The organism is Vibrio sp. 1249-1, from assembly GCF_033340495.1.
The window spans coordinates 765,630-782,650 of sequence record NZ_JAWOWJ010000001.1 but is presented as its reverse complement, the minus strand read 5'-3'; the positions used below and the strand labels follow the sequence as shown (position 1 = coordinate 782,650).

17 protein-coding genes and 1 pseudogene are annotated in these 17,021 nt (G+C 40.5%); 11 read left to right on the top strand and 7 right to left on the bottom strand.

The window, feature by feature from the left end:
• Nucleotides 1-26 precede the first annotated feature (26 nt).
• From R7Z50_RS03415 to R7Z50_RS03405, 3 genes are all read left to right on the top strand, one after another.
• Entirely contained in the window at nucleotides 27-365 is a 339-nt protein-coding gene (locus R7Z50_RS03415) for a hypothetical protein (protein ID WP_158156453.1), read from the top strand.
• Nucleotides 365-598, top strand: a complete 234-nt coding sequence (locus R7Z50_RS03410) for a hypothetical protein (protein WP_158156455.1) — start codon at nucleotides 365-367, stop codon at nucleotides 596-598. Before R7Z50_RS03415 ends, R7Z50_RS03410 begins: the two co-directional genes overlap by 1 nt.
• A 118-nt stretch (nucleotides 599-716) precedes the next feature.
• Entirely contained in the window at nucleotides 717-1,118 is a 402-nt protein-coding gene (locus R7Z50_RS03405; RefSeq protein WP_077281055.1) for a hypothetical protein, read from the top strand.
• Between the two features lie 4 nt (nucleotides 1,119-1,122).
• Here R7Z50_RS03405 and R7Z50_RS03400 read toward each other — a convergent pair whose 3' ends face one another.
• Nucleotides 1,123-3,054 (bottom strand): recombinase family protein, encoded by a 1,932-nt coding sequence (locus R7Z50_RS03400; RefSeq protein ID WP_318148868.1) that lies wholly within the window; start codon nucleotides 3,052-3,054, stop codon nucleotides 1,123-1,125.
• A 262-nt stretch (nucleotides 3,055-3,316) separates the two neighbouring features.
• Here R7Z50_RS03400 and vxrA point away from each other — a divergent pair, with 262 nt between their 5' ends.
• The 6 genes from vxrA to R7Z50_RS03370 all read left to right on the top strand — a co-directional run bounded on the left by vxrA (nucleotide 3,317) and on the right by R7Z50_RS03370 (nucleotide 8,946).
• Nucleotides 3,317-4,771 carry a sensor histidine kinase VxrA gene (gene vxrA, locus R7Z50_RS03395; protein ID WP_053308075.1) on the top strand — a complete coding sequence of 485 codons (1,455 nt, stop codon included), beginning with the start codon at nucleotides 3,317-3,319 and terminating at the stop codon, nucleotides 4,769-4,771.
• A complete protein-coding gene (gene vxrB / locus R7Z50_RS03390; protein WP_005376251.1) occupies nucleotides 4,746-5,408 on the top strand; it encodes a response regulator transcription factor VxrB in 663 nt (220 codons plus the stop codon). The genes vxrA and vxrB overlap by 26 nt, the downstream gene beginning before the upstream one ends.
• A gap of 6 nt (nucleotides 5,409-5,414) precedes the next feature.
• Nucleotides 5,415-6,296, top strand: coding sequence for a DUF2861 family protein (locus R7Z50_RS03385; protein WP_005388048.1), 882 nt, complete (start codon nucleotides 5,415-5,417; stop codon nucleotides 6,294-6,296).
• A 60-nt stretch (nucleotides 6,297-6,356) separates the two neighbouring features.
• On the top strand, nucleotides 6,357-7,478 hold the full coding sequence (locus R7Z50_RS03380) for a conjugal transfer protein TraF (protein ID WP_005388052.1): 1,122 nt from the start codon (nucleotides 6,357-6,359) through the stop codon (nucleotides 7,476-7,478).
• A gap of 41 nt (nucleotides 7,479-7,519) precedes the next feature.
• Entirely contained in the window at nucleotides 7,520-7,681 is a 162-nt protein-coding gene (locus tag R7Z50_RS03375; RefSeq protein WP_005376257.1) for a YoaH family protein, read from the top strand.
• A gap of 875 nt (nucleotides 7,682-8,556) precedes the next feature.
• Nucleotides 8,557-8,946: a universal stress protein gene (locus R7Z50_RS03370; RefSeq protein ID WP_017634770.1), complete on the top strand. Its 390-nt coding sequence runs from the start codon at nucleotides 8,557-8,559 to the stop codon at nucleotides 8,944-8,946.
• 90 nt (nucleotides 8,947-9,036) lie between these two features.
• Here the strand turns inward: R7Z50_RS03370 and R7Z50_RS03365 are convergent, their stop codons facing one another.
• Together R7Z50_RS03365 and R7Z50_RS03360 are read right to left on the bottom strand one after the other, a co-directional pair.
• Nucleotides 9,037-9,249, bottom strand: a complete 213-nt coding sequence (locus R7Z50_RS03365; protein WP_065275314.1) for a hypothetical protein — start codon at nucleotides 9,247-9,249, stop codon at nucleotides 9,037-9,039.
• 296 nt (nucleotides 9,250-9,545) lie between these two features.
• Nucleotides 9,546-10,384 (bottom strand): annotated as a pseudogene (locus R7Z50_RS03360) (LysR family transcriptional regulator).
• Between the two features lie 81 nt (nucleotides 10,385-10,465).
• On the opposite strand from R7Z50_RS03360, the gene R7Z50_RS03355 reads away from it, so the two are divergent.
• Nucleotides 10,466-10,816: a hypothetical protein gene (locus R7Z50_RS03355; RefSeq protein ID WP_065275312.1), complete on the top strand. Its 351-nt coding sequence runs from the start codon at nucleotides 10,466-10,468 to the stop codon at nucleotides 10,814-10,816.
• Between the two features lie 736 nt (nucleotides 10,817-11,552).
• On the opposite strand, the gene yciH is transcribed toward R7Z50_RS03355, so the two are convergent.
• From yciH to R7Z50_RS03335, 4 genes are all read right to left on the bottom strand, one after another.
• The gene (yciH, locus tag R7Z50_RS03350) at nucleotides 11,553-11,864 is read right to left on the bottom strand and encodes a stress response translation initiation inhibitor YciH (protein ID WP_005376292.1); all 312 of its coding nucleotides are present in this window, start codon (nucleotides 11,862-11,864) and stop codon (nucleotides 11,553-11,555) included.
• A gap of 1 nt (nucleotide 11,865) precedes the next feature.
• Nucleotides 11,866-12,252 (bottom strand): DUF3319 domain-containing protein, encoded by a 387-nt coding sequence (locus R7Z50_RS03345; protein ID WP_005376294.1) that lies wholly within the window; start codon nucleotides 12,250-12,252, stop codon nucleotides 11,866-11,868.
• 128 nt (nucleotides 12,253-12,380) lie between these two features.
• Nucleotides 12,381-13,370: a D-alanine--D-alanine ligase gene (locus R7Z50_RS03340; RefSeq protein ID WP_047101118.1), complete on the bottom strand. Its 990-nt coding sequence runs from the start codon at nucleotides 13,368-13,370 to the stop codon at nucleotides 12,381-12,383.
• Nucleotides 13,371-13,519: 149 nt separating this feature from the next.
• Complete coding sequence (locus R7Z50_RS03335; protein WP_005390018.1) at nucleotides 13,520-14,089, bottom strand: SPOR domain-containing protein; 570 nt, start codon at nucleotides 14,087-14,089, stop codon at nucleotides 13,520-13,522.
• 236 nt (nucleotides 14,090-14,325) lie between these two features.
• On the opposite strand from R7Z50_RS03335, the gene R7Z50_RS03330 reads away from it, so the two are divergent.
• On the top strand, nucleotides 14,326-16,959 hold the full coding sequence (locus tag R7Z50_RS03330) for a bifunctional acetate--CoA ligase family protein/GNAT family N-acetyltransferase (RefSeq protein ID WP_206969491.1): 2,634 nt from the start codon (nucleotides 14,326-14,328) through the stop codon (nucleotides 16,957-16,959).
• The last annotated feature ends 62 nt before the right edge of the window (nucleotides 16,960-17,021 follow it).

Sequence of the window (17,021 nt, the reverse complement as noted above, 5' to 3'; positions counted from 1 at the left end):
ACGTCTAAGTGTGGTAAGGGGGAAAAATGTCATTTAAGACAGAATGGTTAGCTTGGCTAATCCCTCTCGCAGTTGGTTACGGGGTTTTGCAACAACAAGTTACTGAAGGGGCCGAAGTTCAGAAGAGGCTCGATGTCAAAGTCGAAGCAATAACGACAATACAACAAAACCAGCAAGTTGATTTAACTCGCATTAAATCAAACGTTGATCAACACGATAAAGAAATCGAGTCGATGCGTCCGATCTATATCGATTTGCAGAAAACGCTCGCGAGCTTAGATAAAACACTAGCTCGGCAGCAAGTAAAGATGTCAACCATCGAAGATGACATCAAAGAAATCAAACAAGCAATAGTGAGAGACTAATGGCAATCAATCTTAAAGCGATAGCATCGGCAATGAACATCATCACACCGATTGCTAGTAAATTAAAAACTTGGATTTTCTCTGATGGGAAGTTCAATCTGAAAAGGGCAGCAATCTTGCTATTGTCTGCATGTTTAATTGGTGGTTCGGTTCACTATATGGGATATGAGCAAACCGAACAAATCATCGAATTAGTTGATCAAGCGTCTGACATCATCGGTTACGCTGAGTAAACCGTATAACTTGCAATGTAGCTAATTCATTGAAAAAAAGTGTCCTTTTCCATCAAAGCGAGTATTATTGATATCAATATGCATCCAATTTAACTTATCTTGAAAGTAGGGCACACGTATGCAAGATGATGACTCTAAACTACCACGTAAAGGCTTCAGGGCAGTGAAGGCTAGCGGCGCATCTCTATTATATCCAAGCTATTTTGATTCTATGGGTGGACTCGGTGCTTCAGCGTCAAAATCGCACGAGGCAGCATTCGACGCAATCCCAGAATCATCTGGTGCTTATGATGTATTGAAAGAATTAGCGAAAAATGCAAAAACGGATGAGCAGATACAAAAAGTTATCAACGCAACTGAAAAATGCAGAGAGCAAGACGCCGAAACCACGCAGCACATTGTAAAGGCCAACGGCGATAATAATGAGATGTTCAAATATCTCGCTTACGGCATTACTGGTGCAGCGCTGGTAGCGGGTGGTTATGGCTACTATCTAGCAAACAAGAAAGATGAAGACTGAAACATCAAATTAGTGAACGAGCATTGAGCAAGTTTAATATAGCTTGCTCGTTGTATCGTTTGTAAGCAACAACAGCAGATTTTTTCGCGTAGTTCTTATCTTTGTACTTCAATTCTTCAATTACGACACCAGTACCGGACATATGCTCGGGCTCTTTGAACATCTGCCACTGTGTCGTCGTCACGCCTAATTTCATCACATCACTACGTCGCCAACGAAGCACATCATGTTCATCGAGGTAGTCAGATACCGCTTGTTGCACAATGCCTAAATGGTCGGTTTTTTCCCTGATTGCAATACGAGTAATAAAAGTCTGATTGATATTGCACGCTGATTTGAATCGCTCTAATTCACTTTCTAAGCAGTAGACATCTGAAAGTGCGGGATTAGTCAATGTGACCATTTCAAGTGTTTCAGAGTCAACTACGTGAACTTTGCAGTAGACAGTATCGTGTGTGTTATCTTTCACTATATGACGGTATATCTTTTTACCATCTACCATAGTGATTGTTATCAGTTGACCGTCAATATCTATGCGACGTACTAGCTTCTGTACTTTGTCACGTAATTTAATAATCTCTTCGTCGTCTCGCTGTTCTTGAAACTCTGATATCGCAGCTTGCCACTCGGCATAAGACTTGAGATCTACATCTTCAATTACTGCGTGCTTCTTACGTTCAGCCATGATCTCCTGCTCGACTTGCTCTATCTCAAGCTTAGACTTGCGCAATTGCTGCTTAAACTCTGGCGTGAAGAGATCAGGGTCACTCATCAACATCGATTCTTGCTTAGAGTACTTGATACGCATTAAGTCAGCTTTAGATAGCAATTCGTTCAATAGCGTATCGTCAAACTTCTCAGACTCGAATACATGGGTCTGAATAGCATCGAGAACTATACGATCAACAACTCTCAAGCTTATGTAGCTTATGCATGGGTTGAGAATATGTAAGCAGCGATAAAACGCAGGGCTATCTTTTGGAGTAATTCCACCCATAGCGCGACCACAAGAGCAGTAAAGCCGACGAATACCGCCGAGAAGAGTAGGGCGTGCTCTATTACCGTTCGACACGTATTTCTCTTCTTTTCGCAAACTCATTTGGTGAAATTCGAGATCGGTACATACTCTTTGGTAATAGTCTTCCAATTTGTATTCAATATCTTCTAGTTTGACAGAACGCAAGCCAGTTAATGCTTCTTTACGATGAAACGAGGCAACAAGAGAGTATGACCAATCAATGCGTACACCGTCTTTGTCATACCTTGGATGATTTTCTTCAAGATAACGCATGATTTCACGATTACCTTTACCATCGATGATGAGCTTGACAATATCTTTCGCGGCTTGAAAGTACAGACGGTGGGGTTGTACGACTTTATTATCTAGCTGAATCCAGAACGGGTGTTTACCGACGCCGATATCCCATGCGGTTCCGTTTTCGGGCTTCTCTCCGCGTTGAAATTCTTCTATACGATGCAGAGCGTATCGATTAGTAAGATATGCTTTCTTTGCACTTTCTTCATGTGCAGTATTCAGAGCAAGAGTCTTCAGAATAGCACTATGCACACAGTTCGGTTTGTACAGGTGATTATCAATGGTTGTGTAGATATTAACACCTGCCCCGACGATGCGGTTGTATAGATTTTCTGAATCTGTCAGTTCTTGACGACTTAGGCGGTCAAGAGCACGCATTACAATAATGTCGCCTTTCTTGATGCGACCTTTTTCGATATCGCGCACAATTTCGCCAAGCTGACCCGATTCTAAGTTTTTGCCTTTGTAAGACGATACGCCTTCATCTATGTAAATTCTGTCTGATACCGTAGTGTGATATTCTTTAGCAATTCGAGATAAAAGTGCCTCGTCACCTTGGAGAGACATGGACAAACCCTCCAATTGCTTCCCGCTGGAAACCCGACAGTATGCATATAACATATTGATATTCCTACTTTCAATGCATCATTTTTCAAACTAATGTATCACACTATTTTACTTTAAGTGATGCGAAAGAAAGTGTTGAGTCTATTTTTAAAGCACTTTAACCATTCTTGATTTAAAACTATACAGGGTCAGCAATCGCTGGCCCTTTTTTGTTCCGTTTCAATGTTATAGTAATGCAAATCCTTCTGTTAGCAGATGTCAATTGCTTGTAGATTGATGTATAGTTTTGGCTAATGTAACAAGTGACGGTAACAGTTTGATTAAAAAGTTTTTGCTCGGTTTTGCAACTGTATTGCCGCTTTTTTCGGCACCTGCATTTTCCGATTCACTACCAGAAAGAATAGATACGTTTACAGAGCTATTTAACTATGAAGTAGCTCTTAAGTCGTACGATATTCGTATTCTGCAATCAAATTATCCTACCAAGTTACTTGCGCCAGATTCGCTTCTGCCGCAAACGTCTGACTATCCGTTAAAAGATATCCAACAGCTTTACAGCTTGGCGAATACTTGTCGTGGCAAATTACCATTAAGTCCTTTAATTACTGAGCCTTTAGTATTTACAAGAGCGATTTGTAAAGGGACGCAGCTGACACCTCGTTGGTTCTCGCGTAGTGGTCTCATTCACCCTGGTGGTGGGACGTACGCGGCACGTTATGTGGATAAGTATCCAGAACTCAAACCCAAACTATCTCAGTACATGCATATAAAAGAGCGTGATGACGAGGAAGGGGATGAGTTGCTAGAAAGCTTGAAAAACATGGATGACGACGCCATTAATGCTTTGATTGCAGGCGCGAGCATGTTTATTGAAGGTAACGAACTTTGGCTAAGACGTGGTGACCGTTACTTTGTTTTCGAGAAAGATATCTGGCAAGAGAACGTAGCGAATGCGGGTCTGTCATACGCTCTAGCCTCTCAAAGCAAAAGTTGCTTTGTTAAACGAGGCAATATTTGTTGGGATGTAGAAGATCACTCGCAAGTTTTGCGGATCAGTATGATCATACTGGTAATCGCCAATATTCTTTTGGTGATTGGTTGGGCGGTATACCGTTGGAATAGCAAGCGAGAAGAACTACGTAGTAGAATGCTCGTGTTGCAAATTTTAACGCATGAGCTCAGAACACCGATTGCATCTCTATCACTAACGGTTGAGGGCTTTCGTCGAGAGTTCGAGCATTTGCCTGAAAGTGTGTATGACGAATTCCGCAGATTGTGTGAAGATACGCGCCGCCTGCGTCAATTGGCAGAAGCGAGTAAAGATTATTTGCAATCTGATAACCAAATGCTTGCAACAGACTGGGTACCATCCGTTGCAGATTGGTTAGAATTTAAGATCGAAGAAGAATTTGATAGTGCCGTGCTTTTTAACATCAATGAAGATGTGGCTGCTAAAGTTAATGTGTACTGGTTAGGAACTTGTATCGATAACTTGCTTCGTAATGCGCTTAAGTACGGTGTCGCACCGGTTGAATTGGATGTCTCAACTAGTGAAGAAAAAATAGTATTCCAAGTCCGAGATGCAGGAGGCCTAACGGCTAAAGATTGGGCAAATTTGAAGAAACCGTTCGTAAGTAAGAGCGGGTTAGGACTTGGATTAACAATCGTTGAATCTATGGTAGGCCGCATGGGCGGAAAAATGTCCTTAATGGGACCACCTACAACTTTTATATTGGAGATACCTTGTGAAACAGACACTGCTTCTCGTTGAGGACGATAAAAACTTGGCTGACGGCCTGTTAGTAAGCCTGGAACAAGCAGGATATGAGTGTTTACATGTGGAGCGTATTGCAGACGTAGAGCCACAATGGAAAAAAGCTGACTTGGTAATTCTCGATCGCCAACTCCCAGATGGTGACTCTGTACAATGTCTCCCAGAATGGAAACAGATTAAAGACGTACCAGTTATCTTGTTAACGGCACTTGTTACCGTAAAAGATAAAGTTGCAGGCCTTGATTCCGGCGCGAACGACTACTTAACAAAGCCTTTTGCTGAGGCGGAGCTTTTTGCGAGAATCCGTGCACAGCTACGAGCACCGGATTCAGCAGAACAAAGCAACGCTGATAAAGTGATTACAAAAGACTTAGAGATTGACCGCTCGACTCGTGAAGTGACTTATAAAGACGAGCTAATTACGCTTACTCGAACAGAGTTTGATTTGCTGCTATTTTTGGCGTCAAACTTAGGTCGCGTGTTTACTCGTGATGAGCTACTTGACCACGTTTGGGGTTACAATCATTTCCCGACAACACGTACGGTTGATACACATGTACTACAGCTTCGTCAAAAACTGCCAGGACTGGAAATTGAAACACTTCGTGGTGTTGGCTACAAGATGAAAGCATAAGTCGTAATGAAAATACTACTCCCTGTAGTTGTCTCATTAGCGTTAGTGAAACCAGTCCATGCGATGGACTGGTTTCAAACTAACACGCCTTTAACACAGGCACATCAACACTTACTTGAAGATGATCTTGCGGGTATGTTCAACTCTCTTGTTGAACTCTGGCAAACGGAACCAAGTAAAGATTTGACTCCTCACCTTAATGATCTTCTTGGTCAGTCACTATCTAAAAACTGTGGCAAGGCTCTCACTGGTGTAACGCTGCCTGATTGGATAAGTGGTGTGAACGTTATTCGTCAGACTATTCAAAGCCCTGGGCGAGATACATTTAGATTGGTGATCAAGCTAAGAGCTACAACTGACATCGAAAATATTTCATTTAATCGATGGGTGGATGATTCTATATCCGCGGACAGTTCATTCAGCTATGAACAACAGCCGAACGGGACAGAACTTGCCAACGAGCGTAGTTACTCGAAACGCTATAACTTAACAGGTAAGCTTGAAGCTGGTTTATATCACTTAACCGTTGTTTCTACTGATAAACAAGAGTATCGAACTTGGGTAATACTTGGAGATTCAAACTCTTCTCAATATGTTCGTTGGACATCTAAAGAGAATTGGAAAGTAGAAAAGAGCGCACTTCGTAATCCCCATTGTCCATTACCGCAACTTGAAGTCGGTTTGTATGACTACATTGATGGCCAGTACGAGCAAATGTGGAAAAAGACTTACGAGTCTAATTATCCAAATTCATTGGAGCTAGCGGGTGTCCCAAACGATAGATACGTATTGGCGGTAAGTATCAATAGTCGCCGTTGGCAGGGCGATATAATTGTTGAGCAGGCTCAAACTATTAGCCGAACCTATGATCTTTCCCAGGAAGAATAGTTAAAGAAATACTACTTGTGCCGATAAAGGTTCAGGACGAACTAAAATCACAAGTGTAGTATGAAAAACAAATATAAAATTCTTGCCACTTCTGTTGCTACTATTCTTTTCGCTAATGCTGCCTCTGCTGCTACTTATGCGATAGAGGCTCGTAGTGATGCAATGGGTGGCGTTGGTACCGTATCAGCAACTTATCTAACTGCGCCTTTTTTCAACCCCGCTCTTACTGCGATTTATCGCCGAAATGACGATGCAGGCATGATCGTGCCAAGTTTTGGTGGCAGCTACGATGATCAATATGATCTAGTTGATGAGATCGAACGCATCAGCAAATTGACAGACGTCGATGAAATCAAAAAATCGATGGATGCTATCGATGGGAAAAAGACAGACTTTGATCTTGGTGGTGTCGTTGCCATTGGTATTCCCAACAAATTCTTATCTGCAACTGCATACGGTAAGCTATACACTGAATCATTCGTACAACCAAATGTTGATACCTCAGGTACTAATCCATTAGATGATAGCTATGTACAAGGTGTTTCTATTGGCGTGGCTGAAGCTGGTATTTCACTTGCTAAATACACTAATTTCATGAACCAACACCTTTCTTTTGGTGTTACTCCTAAACTTCAGCGTATATACACATACTCATACGCCACGAGTTTTCAGAATTTTGATACTAAAGACTTACGTGAAAATGAGACCGCGGAAACGATGTTTAACTTAGACGCCGGCGCACTTTGGTTCTTTGGCCCATATCGTCTCGGTATTTCAGCGAAAAATTTGATCGGAAGAGACGTTAAAACAAAGTCATTCCAATATGGCAGCGATACGATAAAATCATACGAATATAGCATGCGTCCTGTATACACCGTTGGGGCAGGGATTGTTGCCGATTACTTTACGATGAGTGTTGACTACGATCTTAACGAAGAAAAACGTTTTTCATCCTTTGATGATAATACGCAAATGATTCGAGCTGGTATTGAATTTGATATTTTGCGTCAAATGGCATTACGAGCAGGGTATATGAAGAACTTAGCTCGAAGTAATGACGAAGGAACCATTACTGCTGGTATCGGGTTGTCTCCACTTAAGTTGTTCGAATTGGATATCGCAGCTCAGTACACAAACGAGAACGCTATGGGTGCATCCATTAATTTCCTTGCTACCTATTAATTGAATCGTTATAGTCAGCTCCTCAAAATGAGGAGCTTTTTATGTTTGACGATTTACCCCCTCTATCTCACCAAGAGCAACAACAAGCTGTAGAGAGAATTCAAGAATTGATGGCGAAGGGCACAAGTACTGCAGAAGCTATCAAAATTGTTGCCGAACGGATTCGATCTGAGTACGCAGAAAAACAACAGCAACAAAACTAATCAATTCATGGACAGGGCATACGCCCTGTTTTTTTTGCGTTTCTATTTTCTATTCCTTTACATTCCCAAATACCACCCTGGTTACGCTGTAACTAAAATTTACTATACCTCTATGATTGTAATCTTGTTCAATTACCTTTAAAACTAAATAGCGGGTTAGTAAAATTTTACCTCATCATATTAACCTTGGCTTACACAGTGCAGGTAATTAGGCATTTTTTAAAGAACTTATAAATTAAACTCAATTATATCAATTATTTACCTCGGTCTTTTAATCTGCCAACCATATTGGTCGCGATTGATCTTGTAATTTAATTACAAAGCCCAAGAGAGCCTCGTTCTCAGGCAGAAGATTATGCTAAAAAAAGAAAAAAGAGACACCGTAACTTATAACGATAATTCAACTGGAGTTATTAAATAAGCGATATAAAAACAGTAAGCACTCGCAGACATATGTAATAGATGAAGCGAAATTCATCTTATTGAGCTGCTTTTTTTAGCCGAAATACGTCTCCTGGATTTGAGCGGAGCGTTACATATTGAGCATGCTTAATCTAAAGTAGTTTTACTAAACTAGGCGACGTTGAAGTGGGTAATATGAAACCTCAAGAGTAGTAGAAATCAAGAGTAGTAACGCGTGTTACAACGTAATGTTTTCTGGCATCCTTCCTGTTAAATAGTCCGATAATTAGAGAAGAAATTGGAAAAACATCGTTGATCTTTGGATGAGAGGAAGCAACAAGGTTGCAATGAAAACTATTTGCCTGTTTTACACTAAACTCCTTTAACTATCATGTAGCAGTAGTTTTGATGTTGTGTTCGCTCTATGTGGACTAGACTTAATATGAGAACAAAAACTAACCTAGGGAGGAATGATGGGTTATAAGCACGTTTTGGTTGCTGTCGACTTATCTCAATCTAGCCAAGCCGTTATCGAAAAAGCAATAATGCAAGCAGATAACTCAAGCAGCAAACTCTCATTTGTTTACGTAGATGTTGATCGCATAGTCATGGAAGCGAAGGAAGAGCAAGAATTGGAAAGAAGGCTGCAAGAGCTCGCTGATAAATGCTTATACCCAGTAAACGAGACCATGGTAGTAATAGGCGATCTTCATATAAAACTATCGGGAATCGTCAAAAAAGAGGGGATAGATTTAGTTGTCTGTGGTCATCATCACAACTTATTGAGTCGCTTTTTTTCATCGATACCAAAGGTTGTGAACGAAGTTGAAGCTGATTTATTAATCGTCTATTTAGACGAGTGATCGACAACTCTTGTTCGCACTCATCATTTTTTGTCACTAAAAAGCCGAACGTTTATGTTCGGCTTGGTGTATCGGTGATAATAAAAGTTTTTAGCCAGGAATGATTGATGCCTCATGAGATAAAACAGATGCAGACTCCGCGTTTGACTGCAGATCAAAATGTACGTTAACTTGCACGCCTTCTCGCTCAAAAGTGACATCATCAAAATCGGTCATAGTGATTTTGAATCCATTTCTAGCAAAAAAGCCAGTCACCATAGTTCGCTGCTTAATTTCTAATGCAGACGCGAGTAGCTTATCCATGGCATTCTCCTTGGTTATTGTGGGGATATGGGTAGAAGATACACATAGATTGGTATGAAATCAATTTTATACAAAGTTGCTTTTGATGAAAATTTTAATGTAAGTCAATCTATCGTTTACCCCACGTGATTTATTCCACGCAAAACCTTGATAACAAGACGGCAGAGCATCTCACATTGTGATAGCAAGCATAAAGATGGGGGTGTTAATAAATACCGCTGAAACAATATGTTACAAAGATTAGCGTTAGGCCTAGTTGCGTAGACAACGCAAAATTCTAAATCTGAACAACCGCCCTAAAATGACTCACTCTTCAATACTTGTGATAACTCAGACCTAATAAAAGTAGATATCTCAGCTAGCTTTCTTGGCAAAGGGTTTTGATAAGGGTAGGCAATATACATGGAACGTTCTATATCAAAAGTTTGCGATATTCGGATGTTTTTGTCTATATAGTTACTTTTAATAAGATAGTTTGGAATGACACCAACCCCAACTCCCTCAGAAACAAAGTTTATTAAAATAGAGGTGTTATCAACTTCGATAACATCAATATATTGATTTTTAATTGATTCCTTATTCGAATGATGTTTGTAGATTAATAGTGTTTTGTTGTTGGCATTACTTATCCTAGATATCAAAACATCACTATAATCACCAATTTTATGTGCAATAAGAGTGTCATCAATACATTATTAAGCCTAATCGCTAAATCTACATTGCTTTCTAATAAATTTTCTACATTGTTACTTGACGATATTTCAAAATCAACTTTTGGATATCGTTCTTTTAAGTCTTTAAGAACAGAACCAAAAATAGAAGAGGCTATAGAGTTGGGCATTGTGATTTTAAACTTTCCATCAATGCATTCACTCAACGAGCTAGCTCTGTAATTTAACTCGTGCAAACTCTCTAACGTCTTGATAGCAAGCTCTCTAATGCTTTCGCCATGATCAGTTAAAACGAGTTTCCTTGTTGTTCTGTGGACGAGTGTTACGCCAAGTTGTTTTTCTAATGCTGCTAGCTGCCTGCTGACTTGAGCCTTCGACTTTCCAAGTTCTTTTGATGCCTCTGTAAGAGAGAGGTGTTTACAAATGGCTGCAAAGCAGATCAGCTCATTGTTCATCAATTCCATGATTGTTACCTTTTTGCAACTCTGAGTCACGTTGTCTTTTAACTGGTGGGAAAGTATAACTTGCATCATCGGAGGGGGACAATGATATTTAAAAGCCGCCATGAAATAATGGCAGACTACTATCTTAATAAAACTATATTGGATATTAAGTTAAACCGATATCCTGAAGAAATTAACTCAATCGGATTAAATATAGAAAATAAAGATTTAAAAATAAAGAATTTGTCTCGTGAAATTACTAAGTTGGATTCGGGTGATTTAATTGTTGATTGTGCATCATTGATAATGACTCATTACATATCGAAAAAAGTAATAATAAAAGTTGAAATTGATTTTTTAAATTATAAAGTTAAACGTGTAAGGATATTGAAATATGAAGACTGCAATACAAAATTCGAAAAGATGTGTTTATCAGAAAGATACATTGTATAGAATAATAAATAATATTAGTACTTTGTATACCAAATCACTAGTAAAATTATTTGGTGAAGAGTTGAGAATCCATCATTGCAAACATAAGATTAATGTAAGAACCACTAACGAGTTGAGTGAACATATGAAGAAAGATCTAGGTATAGATTGAAAAGTAGAGAGTTTACATCTGTTAGATTCCTTGTTCCTATAAAACTAATGTAGTACTTACACGTTTGGGTTAAGCAAATGCGTGTCCATGTTGACTCATGTTGAATGAGCAAGATGCAGAACCAACGTGTACTGTGTTGAACGTAACCCAAGATACAATGAAGGAACTTAATTAGCCACACGGTTTTAAAGTTGATGACTGGTTATTATCAAGTTGTCGCTGTGGTGAAATCGAAGTTCACGGTCCATACAAGACAGCTGATGAGGCTTGCAAAGCAGCAACAGCCAAATACGGTGTAACTAAACTGACTTCACCAATGATAATCTTCTAACCCTTAAGTTCGCATTATTCCTATTATGTTAAATTGTATATCGCCGTACGCCAAATGTTGTCTGAGTATGCTCCTATTCCCCTGCAGATTTTAAATTTAAGGGCCTTACTGTGAGCATTAAACATAATGGTTATTTACCATAAAATAGCTAATATCGATCTATCAATCTACGATTGCTTGCTCTTCAATTAGCAACTTATAAAAAATGGCGTCTATTTCTTTAGACGCCATTTTTGTTTACTGGAAATATTAAATTAGCCACCGGCTAATTTGACTGTCATGCCTTTCTTTTCAAGATGTGCCTTGATCTTGTCTCTAGCATCACCTTGAATCTCGATATTGCCATCTTTTACAGAGCCACCACAGCCACAGACTTTTTTGAGTTCTGCCGCTAATAACTTTAAAGGTGCATCATCCAAGTCTAAACCTGTAACAATGCATACGCCTTTACCTTTACGGCCTTTCGTTTGGCGCTGAATCCGAACAACACCATCGCCTTTAGGGCGAGATACTTTTTCTTCTTCCGGTTTAATTCGACCGGTTTCTGTTGAATATACCAGAGTCATTCTATTGTTTCTTTTGTTGTTGAGCTTGCATCGCTTTTTGCTTTGCAACCAAATAAGCTTCGATATGGCGTTGAATAGCGGCTTTACTGCCCTTAATCAGTTTACCATTAAACATACAGTACCAAGAGTTAGGTTGGCCTGTATCGTTTTGAATAGTATAGCCGTTAAAGACCTCTGATTTTGCAACACCAGTTTGCTGCACTCTTTGCCCGAGTGAAGCAAACTCTTTGGGATCAATAATCGATGCGGTGTCACACCACCAATCAATGCTTTTCTTTACCGCCGTCAAACTGCCCTGTAAAACGTGGTTCTTGATTTTAACCTTCCAAACACTGCCATCTGATCCGACTGACTGCAGGTTAAAACCTCTATAATTTGAAATCGCCATACCACTGAGTCATCTGTTTAATGCGTTGATATAATCATAATTGCTACTGAGCAATATTCAAATACGGCTTGAATAATCCTTGCTCTAGAAAACAACTTGTATCATAAAACGCGTCTCGATAACGTTAATCACTTTGCACTGTTTATACAATCTTCCAAGAACTCATGAAATTTGTGCCCGTTGTTTTGAAGCATTTTAGGGAACATTGAGATCGGAGTCATTCCTGGAAATGTGTTTACTTCGTTTAAGTAAATCTCATCATCTTCCGTTAGGAAAAAGTCGATACGAGATAAATGACGAAGATTCATTTGTCTAAATACCGTCTCTGACGCGTGTTGGATGGAATCTAATTGTACTTGAGTTAGATTCTTCGCCTCAACTTCTGTGAGCGAGTGACTTGAACTGCTGTACTTTTCATCGTACGAGTAAAAAGCACCATCAGGCGCGATGACCTCGCCTGGCTTAGTGATATGTAGTTGGCCATTCATCTCATATGCAGCAACTTCAAGTTCTCGAGGTTTTACTGCTTTCTCAACCAACACTTGGTCAGAAAACCCAAAAGCATCATTTACTGCATTAGAAAGCTTGCCTTTTTCTGTGACACTGTAACAACCAACGGAAGAGCCTTGGCGAGCGGCTTTAACAAAAACTTTTCCCCATTTTTCAAAGGCTTTATGAGCTTGAACGTGAGCTTCTTCATCGTTTCGCGTTAAGAATAAGTATGGCGTATTGGGTATGCCGATAGCGTCGTACCAAAGCTTAGATGTGATTTTATTGAAACTATTGCTACTCGCTTCTGGCCCGCAGCCAAGATAAGGAATACCTGCGATTTCAAACAGAGATTGAATGTCGCCTGTTTCGCCAGGAAAACCATGTATACAAGGCACGATGAAATCAATGGTTTGATTAGATTCACTTGAGCACAACTGCTTGGTATTGAGATCCAAGTAAACCAACTCACCTTGGTTGGTCATCCAACCTTCGTTTTTTATTTCTACGCGTGTAACGTGAACGTCTTCAATAAGATTTAGTTGTTGTTCGACAAAGTTTGCAGACAATAATGAAATCTCGTGCTCAGAAGAGCCACCGCCGCATAGTAAAAGAATATTTTTAATCATGAATCCATCTTTCCGTGACCTACAAAAGATACTATTTATTATGATAAACCTTTGAAGTGTGACGTACAGTAATTTTAATGTGAGGAATGTTGTTCGAATAGGATTTGAGCAAATAAATAAGGGAGCTATTCGCTCCCTTATTTGATGTGTTAATTTAATTTGTTAAGCGTTGGGTAAGCTGAGTTTTTGATTGCATCAATGCTTTTAACAAATGGTCTTAACTGCTGAAATTGAGCTGGCAAAGTCGAAATCGCTTGCTTGGCTTCTGCGCTTGTTGCGTAGTCTCCGTATAAAACTGAGAACCACTTAGTACCGTTTACAACTTTGTAGTTTTCCCAAATAGGCTGACCGTTCTGTGGCAGCTTATTTGCAAACTGATCGACTTTAGCTTGGCTACCCACAGCTGCGACTTGAATGGTATAGCCGAATCGTTGAATGCCAGCTTGCTTTTTACTTGGTGGTACGATCTTAACTGGCTTCGCCTGCTCTTTTGGCGTTAGCTTGACTACTTTCTTTTCTTCAGGCTTTGCCGTCATTTTCACAACAGTTGGTTGTACGTCTTTTTCTACTACAGCGTTTTCAGACGCCATAATTGGTTTAGAGATACGATCTGATTTGTAGTCCTCTCGGTAACTTTCTGAGGTCACATCCGTGATGTAAGTTTCAGATGCACAAGCAGAAAGCAGAACTGACAAGCCGATGATTGCGATTTTTTTCATGAAGTAACAAATGCTCTGGATAAATATTACGATAAATCATGCCGATAGCAGGGCCGTTTATCAAGCATCAAATACAATAATCTGTGATTTTGATGTGATGAATAACACAAACTCCATAAGCATCGTACACATTTTCTGCAATGTCTGGTCTGAAGATGTTTTATCAGTAAATTATTCGTTTATGATTGATATGAAACCGAGAAGCCAACGTGACTTACAAACGGCCAGGAGTCAGCATGAATAAACTACATAAACTCTTTAAACCCAACTCTGTGGCCGTTATTGGGGCATCTCAAAAAGCATTGCGAGCAGGACATGTTGTGATGCGCAACCTTCTACAAAGTGGATTTGGTGGCGCGATTATGCCAGTAACGCCGCGATATAAAGCCGTATCTGGCGTGATCGCTTACCCTGATGTAGCTTCCCTGCCCTATACGCCAGATATTGCAATTTTGTGTACGAACGTTTCACGTAACGAGCAATTGCTTAAAGAGCTAGATGAGAGAGGCACACCGTTTGCGATTGTTATCTCTGATGACCCTAATCCTTTAGATATCTCATCATTGAACATTCGAGTCTTAGGCCCAAACAGCTTAGGTATCATCCTTCCTTGGCACAATTTTAACTGCACGTTTTCCCCTGTTGCAGCTAAACCCGGAAAAATTGCTTTCATCTCACAATCCGCGGCGGTTTGTACCACGGTTTTAGACTGGGCAAATGATAAGAACATTGGTTTTTCTTCGTTCATTTCGATTGGGCGCGGACAAGATATCGATTTTGCAGATTTGCTCGACTATTTGAGTATGGATGGAAACACTGAAGCTATTCTGCTTTATGTTGATAATATCCAAGACGCTCGCCGATTTATGTCTGCTGCGCGCGCCGCTTCACGTAACCGACGTATATTGGTGCTAAAAGCGGGCCGCTCTAAAGAGATGAATACTTTTGAGCAGCAAGACGGAGATACACTTGACGTAATTTACGATTCTGCTATTCGCAGAACTGGTATGTTACGAGTCAGCAATACGCATGAGCTTTTTGCCGCGGTAGAAACACTCACGCATTCTGTGCCACTTCGTGGAGAGCGTTTAGCGATCATCACCAATGGCGGCGGCCCTGCTGTTATGTCCGTTGATACTTTGATTGAACGTGGTGGCCAACTCGCAACGCTTGATGACGCTTCCATTGAGCAATTACAAGCAGTACTTCCATCCAACTGGCGTGCTCGAAATCCAATTGATCTGTCTGGTGACGCAACCCAAAAACGCTATATTGATACCATTAACGCACTGATGAATAACGACTGTGCAGATGCGATATTGATTATGCATAGTCCTTCTGCTGTTTCTGATCCTCTTGAAACTGCTCAAGTCGTTATTAATGCAATCAAATCTCACCCTCGGCATAAGCATTTTAATATCTTGACCAACTGGTCAGGAGAACAAACGTCGAGAGAAGCGCGACTGGCATTTACTCAAGCAGGTATTCCAACCTATAGAACACCTGAAAGTGCGGTTGTAGCATACATGCACTTGGTCGAATACAGACGAAACCAGAAACAACTAATGGAAACGCCAACGACGGCAGAGCCATTACATTCTGGAAGTGTGAGTTCAGCAAAAGAGTGGGCAAATGAACGACTACTGGATAAAAACACAGTCACCTTAGATACGCATCAAACCAGCCCATTATTTAAGCTGTTCGGGTTTAACGTTTTGCCTACGTGGATTGCATCTGACGACATTGAAGCTGTTCATATGGCAGAAAATATTGGATATCCTGTTGCGGTAAAATTGCGTTCTCCAGACATTCCTCATAAATCGGATGTTCACGGTGTTGCTCTAAATTTAAGAAACAGTCGAGAAGTTTCCAACGCAGCGCTATCCATTTTAGATACCGTAAAGCTCAGTTACCCTTCCGCCAATGTACATGGGCTGTTAGTACAAGGGATGGCAAAGCTCGGCAGCGCTGAAGAGCTACGGATTAGTATTGCAGTAGATAAAGTCTTTGGACCAGTGATCTTGCTTGGTCAAGGCGGCTCTGAGTGGAATATCGCCCAAGATGCCGTCGCTGCACTTCCTCCTTTGAACATGACGCTTGCGCGCTACCTTGTCGTTGTTGCCCTAAAGTCTGGAAAGATTCGCCTGCAGAAACACAAAGATGCGCTCGATATTACTGAGTTGTCGAAGTTCTTGGTTCGTATCTCCCAAATGGCAGTTGAGATACCAGAAATACAAAAACTGGATATCCATCCAGTGCTAGTGTCCGGAAGCGATTTAACTATCCTTGATGCAGATGTCACACTGTGTAAATACGAAGGAGACGCCCAAAAACGGCTAGCGATTCGCCCTTTCCCGGCAGAGTTTGTCGAAACTGTAACGCTTCGAGATGGCCAACCTATCCTGCTTCGTCCTATCTTGCCTGAGGATGAGCCGCTGCATGCTCAATTCATTAATAGCGTATCGAAAGAAGATCTCTATAAACGTTTCTTTTCTGAAGTTGGAGAGTTCAACCATGAGGCTTTGGCAAACTTTACTCAAATCGACTACGACCGCGAAATGGCGTTTGTTGCGGTAGCGTTTAATACTGACGGACCGTCTATCATAGGGGTAGCCCGCGCATTGATTACACCAGACAATAGTGACGCTGAGTTTGCTATTTTGGTTCGTTCAGATTTGAAAGGAAAAGGTTTAGGCAAAGTGCTGATGCAGAAAATAATCAGCTATTGCAAAGTTAAAGGCACAAAGCAAATGTCTGGAATGACCATGCCAACAAACAGAGGAATGTTGATGTTGGCTCAGAACTTGGGGTTTGAGATCGATGTCCAGTTTGCAGACGGTACGGCAGATATGGTGCTCCCTTTAAATTGAAAAGCGCAGCATTAGCGATGACTTTTACTTCTTACATTCGATAATCAATGGGAATCTAAGAA